Here is a 14,958-nt window from a genome sequence, read left to right as displayed (position 1 = left end):
CCGGCGCGATCCGGTCGGATCGCGCCGGAGCTACGCGTCCTCGGCGCGGCCCCGCAGCGAGGCGGGCAGCGGTTCCTGGATCCGGGCGCGCAGCTCCTCGGCGACGGCCGCGATGTCCGCGCGGCCCAGCTTCGCCGCCTCCACGAGATCGCCGAGCTCCTCCGGCGAGGGCAGCTGCCGGGCCCCGGCCACGCGCAGGTACGAGCGGGTCGCGGCGGCCGCGTAGAACTCGTTCATCGGGGATTCCAGCGCCGGGCACACCGCGAGGGTGTGCAGAAACGCGGCGGCCCGCCACGCGGTGTCCGGGGCGGGCTGTTCGGGCACCAGAACGAGGTCGTTCTGGTGGCGGGCGACCGCGGCGGCCACCCCGGAGGGATCCCACACGGCGGGATCGGACGGAAGATGGTGGGCCAGAGCGGTCCAGGCCCACTCCATGGTGATCTTCAATTCCCGAACCGCTCCTGGAAGTAGCCCCAGTGGTCGGCGAACTCCTCTATGCCGGACAGGAAGCTCTTCCGGTCCTCGTCGAGTTCGCGCTCGGTGACCTCGGTGATCAGCGCGGTCACCGTCGTCCCCAGGGCCGCCGCACGCGCCTTCAGGCGTTCGTGGAAGTCCTCGTCCAGGCGGATGGTGACGTGTCTCGACATGTCCAACACCGTACAGCGCGTGTGCTGTACGGACAGCCGGAATGCCGCAAGGGTGGGCAGGGACACAGTCCCGGCCCACCCTTGCGGCGCTCTCGTGCGGGGTGACTACTTGTTGGCGTCGGCCGCCTTCACCAGCGCGTCCTTGGTGACCGCGCCGACGTAGACCTTGCCGTCGTCGGTGACCAGGGCGTTGACCAGGCGGGTCGACAGGACCCGGCCCTCACCGAACTTCCCGGTGACCTTGTCCCCGAGGGAGTCGAGGAACTGCTTGGCCTCCTTGGGGGCGTTCTTGTCGTTCTCCAGCTCCTTCAGGCCCTTGCCGGCGCCCGAATCGATCCGCGCGATGGTCGCCCAGCCCTCGCCGAGCACCTTCACGTCGCCCTGGCCGTTCGGACCGCCCAGCAGCCCGTCCAGGCCCGGGAAGGACTCCAGCGCCTTGAAGGACTGGTCCTTGTCCCCCTTGCCCGAGCCGTCCACTCCCTCGGTCACCTTGGCGCCCTTGGGCGCGGTGAAGGTGAAGGTGTCGGCGGCCGGCTTGGCGAAGTCCACCTTGGTGAAGCCGGCGTCCACGATCGGCTTGCCGCCCTGGGCGGAGAGCAGCTGCACGCGCAGCGGCACGCCGTTCTTGGCGTCGACCGCGATCTGGACCGAGCCGACCGTGGAGCCGCTCTGCTTGGGCTTGAGCACCAGCTGGTAGGCGTCGCGGCCGGCCACCTGCGCGGTGTCGCCGACGCTGACGTCGGTGGTCGGACCGGCGGCCTTCAGGAGCTCCTCGGCGATCTTCTGGGGGGAGGCGTCCATCCGGTCGGCCGTCTTGTGGTCCTTGCCGGCGTCCTTGCCCGCCTGCGGGTTCTTCTCGTGGAAGACCTCGTTCGACTTGGAGTCGTAGCCCCAGACGTCGTCGCCGTTGTGGACGAGGCTGTACTCGTCCTTGCCGTCCAGGAACGTGAGCTTCTGGCGGTCCGGGCCGTCTGCCGCGACGCGGAAGGTGTGCGTGCCGCTCGCCAGCTGCGCGACCTTGTCCTCCGGGTTGGCGGAGCCGCCGGCGACCCCACCGCCGCCGAGCAGCCCGGTCGCGATCTGCGGGAGACCCAGGTCGGTGCTGATCTTGGCCGTGCCCGACAGCTGCTGTGCGTCGGAGGCGGCGACCTTCTCGATGAGCTGCTGCGCCGTCACCTTCGGCAGGTCGGGCCCGCCGGCGTTGGCGAAGGCGGGGACCATCGCCACGGTCGCCGCGGCAACACCCGCCACCGCCACCGGTACGGCGTACCGGGCGACCTTGCGAGAAGTCTTCGTGTTCGCTGCCATGTCAGTGCCCTGCCCTCTTGTGTCGACGGCGGCGACCGCCGTGTCGCCGCGCTCACCCGATCTGGTGGGGTTGATGACTCCATCTGACCAAATCACCGGCTCGGGGGCGTCAGCCCCCGGACGCAACTGTGCGTACGACCGTGGGATGACACGGGAAGGGCCCTCCCGCCCGGACCCGTAGGGGTCGTTGGGGGCGGAAGGGCCCGTTCCGGTGCTGCGGGTGCCCGAGGGACTAGCCGGCGCGGTGCACCACGGCGTCGCAGAGCTCTTCGAGCGCCGACTTCGCGAAGCACTCGGGCAGCGGTGCGAGCGCGGCCCGCGCCTCCTCCGCGTACCGGACGGTGTCGCGGCGGGCCTGCTCCAGGGCGGGGTGCGCCCGCAGCCGGGTCAGCACCTCGGCGTGGCGGGCGTCGTCCGTCAGGTCGCCGTCCAGGAGGCGTACGAGTTCCAGGTCCTCGGGGCGCCCGTCCCGTTCGGCCATCTCGCGCAGCCGCAGCACGGGCAGCGTCGGAATGCCCTCGCGCAGGTCGGTGCCCGGGGTCTTGCCGGACTCGTGCGCGTCGGAGGCGATGTCGAGGACGTCGTCGGCGAGCTGGAAGGCGGTGCCGAGCCGCTCGCCGTACTGGGTGAGGATGTCGACGACCGACTCGTCGGCGCCGGCCATGAGCGCGCCGAAGCGGCCGGAGACGGCGATCAGCGAGCCGGTCTTGCCGGCGATGACGTCGAGGTAGTGGGCGACGGGGTCGCGGCCGTCGCGCGGACCGGCCGTCTCCAGGATCTGACCCGTCACCAGCCGTTCGAAGGCCTCGGCCTGGATGCGTACGGCCTCGGGCCCGAGGTCGGCCAGGATGTGCGAGGCGCGGGCGAAGAGGAAGTCACCCGTCAGTACGGCGACCGAGTTGCCCCAGCGTGCGTTGGCGCTCTCGACGCCGCGGCGCACGTCCGCCTCGTCCATGACGTCGTCGTGGTAGAGCGTCGCCAGGTGCGTGAGCTCGACCACCACGGCGGACGGAACGATTCCGGGCGCGTACGGATCCCCGAACCGGGAGGCGAGCATCACCAGCAGCGGCCGGAACCGCTTGCCTCCGGCCCGGACCAGGTGCTGTGCGGCCTCGGTGATGAAGGGGACTTCGCTCTTGGTGGCTTCCAGCAGACCCGCCTCGACGGCGGCCAGTCCGGCCTGGACATCGGTCTCAAGAGCCTGGTCCCGCACGCTCAGTCCGAACGGCCCGACGACGGTCACGAGGGGTACTCCTGTCTGCTGACGATCACGCTGACGATCACATGGATTGTCGATGTGTCGCTGCCATCACTCAAGCCAGCGTATCGGGTCTGTTTTCGATCACCGAGAGCGCCTTCCCGGCCACCACCCGAGCGCTGTCCGATGCGCACCGGTATGTTATGGAGAAGCCGAAACAACCGGAGCATACGTTTTGTCCAGAACTGCGACCGACACGGGCGAGCCCGCGGATCCGGCGGACGACCGGCCGCCGCCCTGCGACGACCACGCCTTCCTCGGCCACCCCGCGGAGGCTCGCCACGCGCTCCGGCCTGGAGGTCTGGGAGCGCTTCTCCTTCCTCGGCACGCAGGCGACCCTCGTCCCCTGCTTCGCGGACACGGTGGCCGGGGGCGGCCTGGGGATGGGCCCGGGCACCGCGGCCTCCGTCTCGGCGGCCTACGGGACCATGGTCCCGCTCGTCTCCGTCGCCGGCGGATGGCTCGCCGACCGCATCCCCGGTTCGTACCGGGCCGTGCTCCGGGGCGGCATCCTGATCGCCTGCGGGCACTGCGCGATGGCCGTGTCGTCCGCCGCCATGACCCGGGTGGGGCTCGGCCTGATCAGCGCGGGCACCGGCCTGCTCGGCCGAGCGTGGCCACCATGGCCGGCAAGCCCCACCGGACGGACGACGACCTGCGCGACGCCGGCTTCGCCCTCTCCTCCACCGGCATCAACGTGCTCGGCCGCCGCCACCCGGCCGGACGCAAGCACCCCGCGCAGGACGCCCTGGCGCCCGACGCGATGCGCAGGGCCGTGTGGCGGATCGTCGGCGGCCGCCTCGCCTTCGCCGTGCCCGCCACCCTTCTGGCGGCCGCCGGCCGGCTGACGACGACCCGCTGCGTCGGCCTGCTCACCCTCTCCTTCGCGGTGATGTTCGCCAGCCCGCGGGTGACGAGCGGGGAGCACCGGCGGCTGCGCCCGTACGTGGTCCTCGACGGCGCCGTCGCGGTGGCGGTGGGCCTGGCCGTGTTCGCGCCGGCTCCGTGGCTGCGGCGCACGATGCACCCCGTCCACTGAGGTCCATTGAGGTGGTTCACACATGATCATCCGTACCGCGTTCCCGTACGAGACCACCCACGGGGATGTCCGGATCCCGATGGCGGACGGCGTGGAGCTGTACGCGCGCATCTGGCGCCCGGTGACGGACGAGCCGGTTCCGGCGCTGCTGGAGTACCTCCCGTACCGGCTCACCGACTGGACCGCGCCGCGCGACTGGCAGCGCCATCCCTGGTACGCGGGCCACGGCTACGCCTCGGTACGGGTGGACGTGCGCGGCCACGGCTGCAGCGGAGGCCGCCCCGGCGACGAGTACGACGCCCGCGAGCTGGCCGACGGGGTCGCGGTGGTGGAGTGGCTGGCGGCGCAGCCGTGGTGCACAGGGGCGGTGGGGATGTTCGGGATCTCCTGGGGCGGCTTCAACTCCCTCCAGATCGCCGCCCTGGCCCCCGAGGCGCTGAAGGCGGTCGTCACCGTCTGCTCGACGGACGACCGGTACGACAACGACGTGCACTACATGGGCGGCTCGGTGCTGGCCGTGGACATGCACGCGTGGGCGGCGACCATGCTGGCCTTCGCCTCCCGGCCGCCGGACCCGCTGTTCGTCGGCGACGGCTGGCGGCAGCAGTGGCTGGACCGGCTGGAGGCGGTCGAACCGCTGATCCACACCTGGCTCTCGCACCAGACCCGCGACGCCTACTGGCGCCACGGCAGCGTCTGCGAGGACTACACGGCGATCGGCGCGGCGGTGCTCGCGGTGGGCGGCTGGCACGACCCGTACCGGGACACCGTGCTGCGGCTCGTCGAGCACCTGCCGTCCGGGCGCGTGCGCGGCCTGATCGGGCCCTGGTCGCACCAGTACCCGGACCGCGGGCTGCCGCCCGGACCGGCGATCGGCTTCCTCCAGGAGACCCTGCGCTGGTGGGACCACTGGCTGAGGGGCACGGACAACGGGGTGATGGACGAGCCGCTGCTGCGCGCCTGGATCAGCGACTCGCACCCGCCGGCGACCGTGTACGAGGACCTCCCCGGCCGCTGGGTCGGCGAGAAGGCCTGGCCTTCGGCGTCCGTGATCCCCGTCCCGTACGTGTTCCAGGGCGCGCCGGTGGCCGTCGCCTCCCCGCAGCACACCGGGATGGACGCCGGACGCTTCTTCCCCTTCGGCAACGAGGCCGACCTGCCGCCCGACCAGCGGGAGGAGGACGCGAAGTCGGCCTGCTTCGAGTTCCCGGTGGGGGGCGGGGAGCCGGTGGAGATCCTGGGCCGGCCCTCGGTGACCCTGCGGCTGCGGCTCGACGTGCCGTACGGGCAGGTGGTGGCCCGGCTGTGCGACGTCGCCCCGGACGGTACGTCGACGCTGGTCACGCGGGGCGCCCTGAACCTGTCGGCCCGCCAGGGCCGGGACCGGGCCGTGCCGTGGCCGGTGGGCTCGTACGAGGACGTCACCTTCGAGCTGAACGGCATCGGCCACGCCTTCCCGCCCGGGCACCGGATCCGGCTCGCCGTGTCCTCCGCGTACTGGCCGTGGATCTGGCCGCGGGCCGGGTCCGAGGCCGGCTGGACCCTGGACCCGGCGGGCAGCGCGCTGACCCTCCCGGTGCGGGCCGCGTCCGCTGCGTCCGCCGCGTCCGTCGTGGACGGGGGCATCGTCTTCGAGCCGCCGGAGCAGGCGCCGCCGCTGGGGGTCGCCTTCCCGGCCACGCTGGACGAACCGCGCCCGGAACGGCTGGTCGTACGGGACGTCGCGCGCGGGACGTGGCGGCTGGAGGTGGACCCGCGGTACGGGGGCACGCGGGTGTACCCGGACGGCCTGGAGTTCAGCGAGGACGCGGAGGAGGTGTACGAGATCCAGGACGCCGACGCGCTGTCCGCGCGGGCCCGCTCGCAGTGGCGGATCCGGCTCCACCGGCCCGAACTGGGCTGGGACGCACGGGTGGAGACCCGGTCGGAGATCTCGTGCGACGAAGGCGGCTTCCTCACGTCGAACGAGGTGGTGTGCCGGGAGGGGGGAGAGGTGGTCTTCCACCGCACGTGGGAACGCCGTCTGCCGCGCGCGGCGGGCTGAGCGGGGCCGACCGCCCCGGACCCCGCGCCTCAAACGCCGGCGAGGCTGAAGGATCCGAGGCGCGGGGTGCGGGGGTGGAGCCCCCGGAGGCGGCGGTCAGCCGTACAGGCGCTCCAGGACCACCGCGATGCCGTCGTCCTCGTTGGACAAGGTGATCTCGTCGGCCACCGCCACCAGCTCGTGGTGGGAGTTGGCCATGGCCACCCCGTGCGCGGCCCACGCGAACATCGGCACATCGTTCGGCATGTCCCCGAAGGCGATCGTCCCGGCCGGGGACGCCCCCAGGGCTTCCGCCGCCCGCGCGAGCCCACTGGCCTTGTCGATGCCCGGCGGCTGGAGTTCCACCGTGTGCTCCCCCGCCATCGTGACGTTCACGAGGTCCCCGACCACCGCCCGCGCCACCCGCGTGAGCTCGTCGTCGTCCAGCTCCGGGTGCTGGAGCAGCACCTTGTTGATCGGCGCCGACCACAGGTCGCAGCGCCGCGGGACGCGGACCGTCGGCAGGTGGGGGTGCCACATCCGGTAGCCCGGCCCTATCAGCATCTCCGCGTCCAAGCCCTCCTGGTTGACCGCGGCGTAGACCTCGCCGATCTCCGCCTCGATCTTGCCGAGGGCCACCTCGGCCAGCTCCCGGTCCATGGAAACGGAGTGCAGCAGGCGCCCGCGCGCTGCGTCGTACACCTGCGCGCCCTGCCCGCACACCGCGAGCCCCGTATAGCCGAGCCGGTCCAGGACGTGTCGGACCTGGGGAACGGGGCGTCCGGTGACGATGATGTGCTGGGCGCCGGCCGCGCGCGCCCTCGCGAGCGCCTCGTACGAGCGGGCGGAGACGGTGTCCCCGGCTTGCAGCAGAGTCCCGTCCAGGTCTGTGGCGATCAAGGCATAGGGAAGGGCCGGAGGCGGGGCGGAAGTCACGGCGCCTAGGATACGGACCCCTTTGGACAAGTCCTACAAATAGAGCCCGAATCCGGCCTCCCCCACGTCCCATCCGTCACTTTGACCCGCTCCCGCGTCAAGCGGGACAGGGGCGGGGCAGGGAAGTGCACAACCCCGACCGTAGAGCCCCCGATCGACAGCACGCACCAAAAGATCAGATATGACCGGAACTGTGGATACCTGACCACGGGCGTCGTCCCGAGGTGTGTTTCATCTCCGACCGGGTACCCGCGCTTTCCCGCGGGATCCTGAGTAGCGTGTCCCGCACCGTGTCTACCGGGACACCCCCGGACCGCGTCGAAAGCGAGGCAGCACCCCATGCCCCAGCAGAGCCCCCTCGATCTCCCCGAGGGCGACCCGTTCGGGCCGCACAACCTCCCGTACGGCGTCTTCTCGACTTCCGCGGAGGACCGCCGCCGCATCGGCGTGCGGATCGGCGGGCACGTGCTCGACGCGGGGGCGGCCGCCGCCGCGCTCGGTTCCCCGTACGCCGGGCTGCTCGGGCAGTCCTCCCTCAACCCGCTGCTGGCCGCCGGGCGCACCGCCTGGCGCGACGTGCGCCGCGCGCTGACCGCCTGGGTGACCGACCCCGGCCACCGCGTCACGGTCGAGCCGCACCTGCTGCCGCTCGACGAGGTCACGCTGCACCTGCCGTACGAGGTCGCCGACTACGTCGACTTCTACGCGAGCGAGCACCACGCCACCAACGTCGGCCGGATCTTCCGCCCGGACGGCGACGCGCTGACGCCCAACTGGAAGCACCTGCCCATCGGTTACCACGGCCGCTCCGGCACGATCGTGGTCTCCGGGACCGAGGTCGTACGGCCCTCCGGGCAGCGCAAGGCTCCCGCCGACCCGGCGCCCGTCTTCGGCCCGTCCGTCAAGCTCGACATCGAGGCGGAGGTCGGCTTCGTCGTCGGCACGCCCTCCGAGCTGGGCCGCCCGGTGCCGCTGGCCGACTTCGAGGACCACGTCTTCGGGCTGTTCCTGCTCAACGACTGGTCCGCGCGCGACATCCAGGCCTGGGAGTACGTGCCGCTGGGCCCCTTCCTCGGCAAGTCCTTCGCCACCTCCGTCTCCGCGTGGGTCACCCCGCTGGAGGCCCTGGACGCGGCCCGCGTCGCCCCGCCGGCCCGGGACTTCCCGCTCCTGCCCTACCTGGACGACGCCGGGCTCGACCGCCCCGGCGGCTTCGACCTGCACATCACCGTCTCCATCAACGGGCAGGAAGTGGCGCAGCCGCCGTTCGCGTCGATGTACTGGACCGCCGCCCAGCAGCTCGCGCACATGACCGTCAACGGCGCCTCCCTGCGCACCGGCGACGTGTACGGCTCCGGCACCGTCAGCGGCCCCGAGACCGGCCAGCGCGGCTCGCTGCTGGAGCTGACCTGGAACGGCCGGGACGCGATCGAGCTCGCCGACGGCAAGCGCACCTTCCTGGAGGACGGGGACACCGTCACCCTCACCGCCTGGGCCCCGGGCCCGGACGGGACGCGCGTCGGCCTCGGCGAGGTCACCGGCCGCATCGTGGGACCGCGCTAGTCCGACGCCGGCGGCAAACACAGTCGGCGGGGTGGCGGATCTTTCCGTCACCCCGCCGAAACCGCAGCTCAGAGCCTTGTGAATGCGCCGTCAGGTGGCGCAACGGCGGCTGCGCGCGGACCAGGCGCGACAGCTCGCCGACCTGCTGCGCGGCGAGCAGTTGGTGGAGCGCCGGCCGGGTGTCGGCACGGTCGTCATCTGCGAGAAGTACCCGCACGGCCCGGCCGGGGCCCCGTTCGGAGGCGCGCCGCGTGCGGCGGGCGGGACGGGCCGGGATGGTGGACGGACGAATGGAAGCGGGAACCCGTACCCCGTACCCCCACCGCGAGGAGCCCCCGCCATGTACGTGCGCAGCCTGAAGACCGTCCTCGCCTGTGCGGCCGCCGCGTCGCTCGGCCTGGCCGCAGTGGCTCCGGCCCACGCGGTCGAGGGGCCCGCGCCCGACCCGCGCGACGCCAAGGCCATGAAGGACATGGCGACGGCCATCGCGGTGACGGCCAAGTACGTGGACGAGCGGGAGGCGCTCAAGGACGGGTACGTTCCGCACGGCGAGGCGTGCATGACCAACCCGTTCGGGGTGGGCTCCATGGGCTACCACTACGTCAAGCAGGCCAACTGGGGCTCGATGGACCCCGCCCGGCCGACCGCGCTCCTCTACAGCACCGAGAAGGACCACAACGGCCGTCGCAAGCTCCAGACCGTGGAGTGGATGTACACCGACCGGGACCAGGACCTGAAGACGGTTGACGACCGTCCGAGCATGTTCGGGCTGCCCTTCGACGGGCCGATGCCGGGCCACTGGGCGGGCATGCCCAAGCACTATGACCTGCACATGTGGGCGTACAAGGACAACCCGGCCGGCCGCTTCCACAACTGGAACCCCGCGCTGGCCTGTCCGGCGAAGTCCCCCACCGCGGCGAAGCCCGCACACGGGCACGGCCGTTAGGGGTGGCACGGCGAAGGGTCCGGCCCCCTTCACAGGGGGCCGGACCCTTCGCCGTGCCTGCGGACCGGGTCAGCGGACGAAGGTGCTCGCCTGCCCCGCCAGGTCCAGGAAGTACTGCGGGGCCACGCCCAGGACCACGGTGACCGCGACGCCCACCGCGATGGTGGTCATCGTCAGCGGCGAGGGGACCGCCACCGTCGGGCCGTCGGCCTTCGGCTCGCTGAAGAACATCAGGACGATCACCCGGATGTAGAAGAACGCGGCGATCGCGGACGAGATGACACCGACCACGACCAGCGCTCCCGCGCCGCCCTCGGCCGCCGCCGTGAACACGGCGAACTTGCCCGTGAAGCCCGACGTCAGCGGAATGCCGGCGAAGGCCAGCAGGAACACCGCGAAGACGGCCGCCGTCAGCGGCGAACGCCGGCCCAGCCCCGCCCACTTGGACAGGTGCGTCGCCTCGCCGCCCGCGTCGCGCACCAGCGTGACCACGGCGAAGGCGCCGATCGTCACGAAGGAGTACGCCCCCAGGTAGAAGAGGACCGCCTGGACGCCCTCCGCCGAGGTCGCGATCACACCGGCCAGGATGAAGCCCGCGTGCGCGATCGAGGAGTACGCGAGCAGCCGCTTGACGTCCGTCTGGGTCACGGCGATCACCGCGCCCGCCAGCATCGTGACGATGGCCACCGCCCACATCACCGGCCGCCAGTCCCACCGCAGGCCCGGAAGGACCACGTAGAGGAGCCGCAGCAGCGCGCCGAAGGCGGCCACCTTCGTCGCCGCCGCCATGAAGCCGGTGACCGGGGTCGGGGCGCCCTGGTAGACGTCCGGGGTCCACATGTGGAAGGGGACCGCGCCGACCTTGAAGAGCAGGCCCATCATGATCAGCGCGCCGCCGATCAGCAGCAGCGCGTCGTTGCCCATGGTGGAGGCCAGCGCCGGGTCGATCTTCGTGACCGTGCCGTCGACCACGTCGGCGATCACCGCGTACGAGACCGAGCCCGCGTAGCCGTAGAGCAGGGCGATGCCGAAGAGGAGGAAGGCGGAGGAGAAGGCGCCCAGCAGGAAGTACTTCACCGCGGCCTCCTGCGACATCAGCCGCTGGCGGCGGGCGACGGCGCAGAGCAGGTACAGCGGGAGGGAGAAGACCTCCAGCGCGACGAAGAGCGTCAGCAGGTCGTTGGCCGCCGGGAAGATCAGCATTCCGGCGATCGCGAACAGGGCCAGCGGGAAGACCTCGGTGGTGGTGAAGCCCGCCTTGACTGCGGCCTTCTCGCTCTCGCTGCCCGGTACGGACGCCGCCTGGGCGGCGAAGGAGTCCACCCGGTTGCCGTGCGCGGCCGGGTCGAGGCGCCGCTCGGCGAAGGTGAAGATCGCGACGACCGAGGCCAGCAGGATGGTGCCCTGCAGGAACAGCGCCGGGCCGTCCACGGCGATGGCGCCCATCGCGGCGATGTGCGCCTTCGTCGAGCCGTACCCGCCGGCCGCGAGGCCGACGACCGCCGCGAAGGCCGAGGCCAGCGCCGCGACGGCGAGGAACACCTGCACGTAGTAACGGGACTTGCGGGGCACGAAGGCCTCCACGAGGATCCCGAGGACCGCCGCGCCCACCACGATCAGCGTGGGCGCGAGCTGTGCGTACTCGATGGTCGGTGCCGGGATCCGGTCGGCCGGTGCCTCGGCCGCCAGCGTCCACAGGCTGTGGGCGGAAGTCACTGTGCTCACTTCGCCGCCTCCCCGTTCTTGGCTTCGACGGCCACTTCGGGCTTCGGGTCCGTCTGCTTCACGTCCGACATGGTGTGCTCCACCGCCGGGTTGACGATGTCGGTGAGCACCTTCGGGTAGACGCCCAGCCCGATCAGCAGCGCGATCAGCGGGGCGACCACCAGCAGCTCGCGCAGGCGCAGGTCCGGCATCGTGCGGACCTCCTCCTTCACGGGGCCGGTCATCGTGCGCTGGTAGAGCACCAGCGTGTACAGCGCGGCGAGCACGATGCCGATGGTGGCGATGATGCCGACGACCGGGTACCGGGCGAACGTGCCGACCAGGACCAGGAATTCACTGACGAAGGGCGCGAGGCCCGGCAGCGAGAGGGTGGCCAGGCCGCCGATCAGGAAGGTCCCGGCGAGGACCGGGGCCACCTTCTGGACGCCGCCGTAGTCGGCGATGAGCCGCGAACCGCGCCGCGAGATCAGGAAGCCGGCCACCAGCATCAGCGCCGCCGTCGACAGGCCGTGGTTGACCATGTAGAGGGTGGCGCCGGACTGGCCCTGCGAGGTCATCGCGAAGATGCCCAGGATGATGAAGCCGAAGTGCGAGATCGAGGCGTAGGCGATCAGCCGCTTGATGTCCCGCTGGCCGACCGCGACCAGCGCGCCGTAGACGATGCTGATCAGGGCCAGGACCAGGATCACCGGTGTGGCCCACTTGCTGGCGTCCGGGAAGAGCCCGAGGCAGAAGCGGAGCATCGCGAAGGTGCCGACCTTGTCGACGACCGCGGTGATCAGGACGGCGACCGGGGCGGTGGACTCGCCCATCGCGTTCGGCAGCCAGGTGTGCAGCGGCCACAGCGGGGCCTTCACCGCGAAGGCGAAGAAGAAGCCGAGGAAGAGGAGCCGCTCGGTGTTGGTCGCCATGTCGAGCGTGCCCGCGGCGCGGGCGGCGGTGATCTCCTGGAGCGAGAAGTTCCCGGCGACCACGTAGAGACCGATGACGGCGGCCAGCATGATCAGGCCGCCGACCAGGTTGTAGAGGAGGAACTTGACCGCCGCGTACGAGCGCTGCGCGGACGCGTTCTCGTCGGAACCCGAGTGTGCCCGGTCCCCGAAGCCGCCGATGAGGAAGTACATCGGGATGAGCATGGCTTCGAAGAAGATGTAGAAGAGGAAGACGTCGGTGGCCTCGAAGGAGATGATCACCATCGCCTCGACCAGCAGGATCAGGGCGAAGAAGCCCTGTGTCGGCCGCCAGCGCGAGGGCTGCCACGTGGCGGAGCCACTCATGGGCTCGGCCAGCGGGTCGGCGTCGTGCCAGCCGGCCGCGATCACGAAGGGGATCAGCAGCGCGGTGAGCCCGATGAGCACCACCCCGATCCCGTCGACGCCCAGCTCGTAGCGGACGCCGAAGTCGGCGATCCAGGGGCGGGATTCGGTGAGCTGGTAGCGGTCGCCACCGGGGTCGAAGCGGACCGCGACGAGCACGGCCAGGGCCAGGGTCGCCAGCGAGAAGAGCAGCGCGAGCCACTTGGCGGCGGTCCTGCGGGCGGCCGGGACGGCCGCCGTCAGGATCGCGCCGACCGCGGGGACCGCGGCCGTCACCGTCAGAAGCGGGAAACTCATTTCACACCGCCCTCATCAGCAGGGTCGCGGCGATCAGGACCACCGTTCCCCCGAACATCGAGACCGCGTAGCTGCGGGCGTAGCCGTTCTGCAGCTTGCGCAGGCGGCCCGAGAGCCCGCCGACCGAGGCGGCCGTCCCGCTGACCACCCCGTCGACGAGGCTGTGGTCGACGTACACGAGCGAGCGGGTCAGGTGCTCCCCGCCGCGCACCAGCACGACGTGGTTGAAGTCGTCCTGGTACAGGTCCCGCCGGGCCGCCCGGGTGAGGATCGAGCCGCGCGGGGCGACGACCGGGACGGGCCTGCGGCCGTACATCCCCCAGGCGATGCCGACGCCGACGACCAGGACGACCATGGTGGCCGCGGTCACCGTCATGGCGCTGACCGGCGGGTTGCCGTGCTCGTAACCGGTGACGGGCTCCAGCCAGTTCAGGAACCGGTCGCCGATCTCGAAGAAGCCGCCGGCGAGGACCGAACCGAACGCCAGGATGACCATCGGGATGGTCATCGACTTCGGGGACTCGTGCGGGTGGGGCAGCTCCCCGCTCTCCGCATCCGGCTGCCAGCGCTTCTCGCCGAAGAAGGTGAGGAACATGACGCGGGTCATGTAGAACGCCGTGATGCCGGCGCCCAGCAGGGTCACGCCGCCGAGGATCCAGCCCTCGGTGCCGCCCTTGGCGAAGGCCGCCTCGATGATCATGTCCTTGGAGAAGAAGCCCGACAGGCCCGGGAAGCCGATGATGGCCAGGTACCCGAGTCCGAAGGTCACGAAGGTGACCGGCATGTACTTCCGCAGGGCCCCGTACTTGCGCATGTCCACCTCGTCGTTCATCCCGTGCATCACGGAACCCGCGCCGAGGAAGAGCCCTGCCTTGAAGAAGCCGTGCGTCACCAGGTGCATGATCGCGAAGACGTAGCCGATCGGGCCGAGGCCCGCGGCGAGGATCATGTAGCCGATCTGCGACATCGTCGAGCCCGCCAGGGCCTTCTTGATGTCGTCCTTCGCACAACCGACGATCGCACCGAAGAGGAGCGTGACCGCGCCCACGACGGTGACCACGAGCTGCGCGTCCGGCGCCCCGTTGAAGACGGCGGCCGAGCGGACGATCAGGTACACGCCGGCGGTCACCATGGTGGCGGCGTGGATCAGGGCCGAGACCGGGGTCGGGCCCTCCATCGCGTCACCGAGCCAGGACTGCAGCGGGACCTGCGCCGACTTGCCGCAGGCGGCCAGCAGCAGCATCAGGCCGATCGCCGTGAGCGTGCCCTCGGAGGTCTCCCCCACCGCACCGAACACGGGCCCGAAGGTGAAGGTCCCGAAGGTGGTGAACATCAGCATGATCGCGATCGACAGGCCCATGTCGCCGACGCGGTTGACGAGGAAGGCCTTCTTCGCGGCGGTGGCCGCGCTGGGCTTGTGCTGCCAGAAGCCGATCAGGAGGTACGAGGCGAGGCCCACGCCCTCCCAGCCGAAGTACAGCAGCAGGTAGTTGTCGGCGAGGACCAGCAGCAGCATGGCCGCGACGAACAGGTTGAGGTAGCCGAAGAAGCGGCGGCGGCGCTCGTCGTGCTCCATGTACCCGATCGAGTACACGTGGATGAGCGTGCCCACCCCGGAGATCAGCAGGACGAAGGTCATCGACAGCTGGTCCAGCTGGAAGGCCATGTCCGCCTGGAAGCCCTCGACGGGGATCCAGGTGTACAGGCGCTGGTACAGGGTCCGGTCATCGGCACTGCGCGACAGCATGTCGGCGAACAGCGCGGCGCCGATCCCGAAGGAGACGGCGGCGAGCAGGGTGCCGATCCAGTGACCGATCTTGTCGAGGCGCCGGCCGCCGCACAGCAGCACCACCGCTCCGAGCAGGGGCGCCGCGATCAGCAGCGCAATCAGGTTCTCCAC

The 14,958-nt window shown here is 71.3% G+C and carries 11 protein-coding genes and 1 pseudogene; 4 read left to right on the top strand and 8 right to left on the bottom strand.

From position 1 onward, the window contains the following. Positions 1-30 precede the first annotated feature (30 nt). From OG332_RS26100 to OG332_RS26085, 4 genes are all read right to left on the bottom strand, one after another. On the bottom strand, positions 31-447 hold the full coding sequence (locus OG332_RS26100) for a hypothetical protein (protein ID WP_327415760.1): 417 nt from the start codon (positions 445-447) through the stop codon (positions 31-33). Further along, a complete protein-coding gene (locus OG332_RS26095; RefSeq protein WP_327415759.1) occupies positions 444-647 on the bottom strand; it encodes a hypothetical protein in 204 nt (67 codons plus the stop codon). The genes OG332_RS26100 and OG332_RS26095 overlap by 4 nt, the downstream gene beginning before the upstream one ends. Positions 648-752: 105 nt before the next feature. Beyond that, on the bottom strand, positions 753-1,955 hold the full coding sequence (locus tag OG332_RS26090; protein WP_327415758.1) for a LolA family protein: 1,203 nt from the start codon (positions 1,953-1,955) through the stop codon (positions 753-755). A gap of 232 nt (positions 1,956-2,187) precedes the next feature. Beyond that, the gene (locus OG332_RS26085; protein WP_327415757.1) at positions 2,188-3,198 is read right to left on the bottom strand and encodes a polyprenyl synthetase family protein; all 1,011 of its coding nucleotides are present in this window, start codon (positions 3,196-3,198) and stop codon (positions 2,188-2,190) included. A 190-nt stretch (positions 3,199-3,388) separates the two neighbouring features. On the opposite strand from OG332_RS26085, the pseudogene OG332_RS26080 reads away from it, so the two are divergent. After that, positions 3,389-4,168 (top strand): annotated as a pseudogene (locus OG332_RS26080) (peptide MFS transporter); the annotation flags it as partial. A 106-nt stretch (positions 4,169-4,274) separates the two neighbouring features. After that, the gene (locus OG332_RS26075) at positions 4,275-6,296 is read left to right on the top strand and encodes a CocE/NonD family hydrolase (protein ID WP_327415756.1); all 2,022 of its coding nucleotides are present in this window, start codon (positions 4,275-4,277) and stop codon (positions 6,294-6,296) included. 96 nt (positions 6,297-6,392) lie between these two features. Here OG332_RS26075 and OG332_RS26070 read toward each other — a convergent pair whose 3' ends face one another. Next, positions 6,393-7,211, bottom strand: coding sequence for an HAD family hydrolase (locus OG332_RS26070; RefSeq protein ID WP_327415755.1), 819 nt, complete (start codon positions 7,209-7,211; stop codon positions 6,393-6,395). Between the two features lie 339 nt (positions 7,212-7,550). Here OG332_RS26070 and fahA point away from each other — a divergent pair, with 339 nt between their 5' ends. Then, positions 7,551-8,774 carry a fumarylacetoacetase gene (fahA, locus tag OG332_RS26065; RefSeq protein ID WP_327415754.1) on the top strand — a complete coding sequence of 408 codons (1,224 nt, stop codon included), beginning with the start codon at positions 7,551-7,553 and terminating at the stop codon, positions 8,772-8,774. 82 nt (positions 8,775-8,856) lie between these two features. Continuing rightward, positions 8,857-9,720, top strand: a complete 864-nt coding sequence (locus OG332_RS47890) for a hypothetical protein (protein ID WP_442816207.1) — start codon at positions 8,857-8,859, stop codon at positions 9,718-9,720. A gap of 69 nt (positions 9,721-9,789) precedes the next feature. Here the strand turns inward: OG332_RS47890 and nuoN are convergent, their stop codons facing one another. The 3 genes from nuoN to nuoL are packed head-to-tail and all read right to left on the bottom strand — an operon-like array spanning position 9,790 to position 14,958. Continuing rightward, a complete protein-coding gene (nuoN, locus tag OG332_RS26055) occupies positions 9,790-11,436 on the bottom strand; it encodes an NADH-quinone oxidoreductase subunit NuoN (RefSeq protein ID WP_442816375.1) in 1,647 nt (548 codons plus the stop codon). Positions 11,437-11,441: 5 nt separating this feature from the next. Beyond that, positions 11,442-13,058, bottom strand: coding sequence for an NADH-quinone oxidoreductase subunit M (locus OG332_RS26050; RefSeq protein ID WP_327415752.1), 1,617 nt, complete (start codon positions 13,056-13,058; stop codon positions 11,442-11,444). 1 nt (position 13,059) lies between these two features. Beyond that, positions 13,060-14,958, bottom strand: a complete 1,899-nt coding sequence (gene nuoL / locus OG332_RS26045; RefSeq protein WP_327415751.1) for an NADH-quinone oxidoreductase subunit L — start codon at positions 14,956-14,958, stop codon at positions 13,060-13,062.

This window comes from Streptomyces sp. NBC_01233 (genome assembly GCF_035989305.1).
In the GTDB taxonomy this organism is placed as follows: domain Bacteria; phylum Actinomycetota; class Actinomycetes; order Streptomycetales; family Streptomycetaceae; genus Streptomyces.
Note: the sequence above shows the minus strand (reverse complement) of the source record. Positions and strands in the feature narration are given on the sequence as shown.

Coding starts and splice junctions, on each gene's coding strand:
- OG332_RS26095 (WP_327415759.1), bottom strand. CDS start 647: ATGTCGAGACACGTCACCATCCGCCTGGACGAGGACTTCCACGAACGC.
- OG332_RS26090 (WP_327415758.1), bottom strand. CDS start 1,955: ATGGCAGCGAACACGAAGACTTCTCGCAAGGTCGCCCGGTACGCCGTA.
- OG332_RS26075 (WP_327415756.1), top strand. CDS start 4,275: ATGATCATCCGTACCGCGTTCCCGTACGAGACCACCCACGGGGATGTC.
- fahA (WP_327415754.1), top strand. CDS start 7,551: ATGCCCCAGCAGAGCCCCCTCGATCTCCCCGAGGGCGACCCGTTCGGG.
- OG332_RS47890 (WP_442816207.1), top strand. CDS start 8,857: ATGCGCCGTCAGGTGGCGCAACGGCGGCTGCGCGCGGACCAGGCGCGA.
- OG332_RS26050 (WP_327415752.1), bottom strand. CDS start 13,058: ATGAGTTTCCCGCTTCTGACGGTGACGGCCGCGGTCCCCGCGGTCGGC.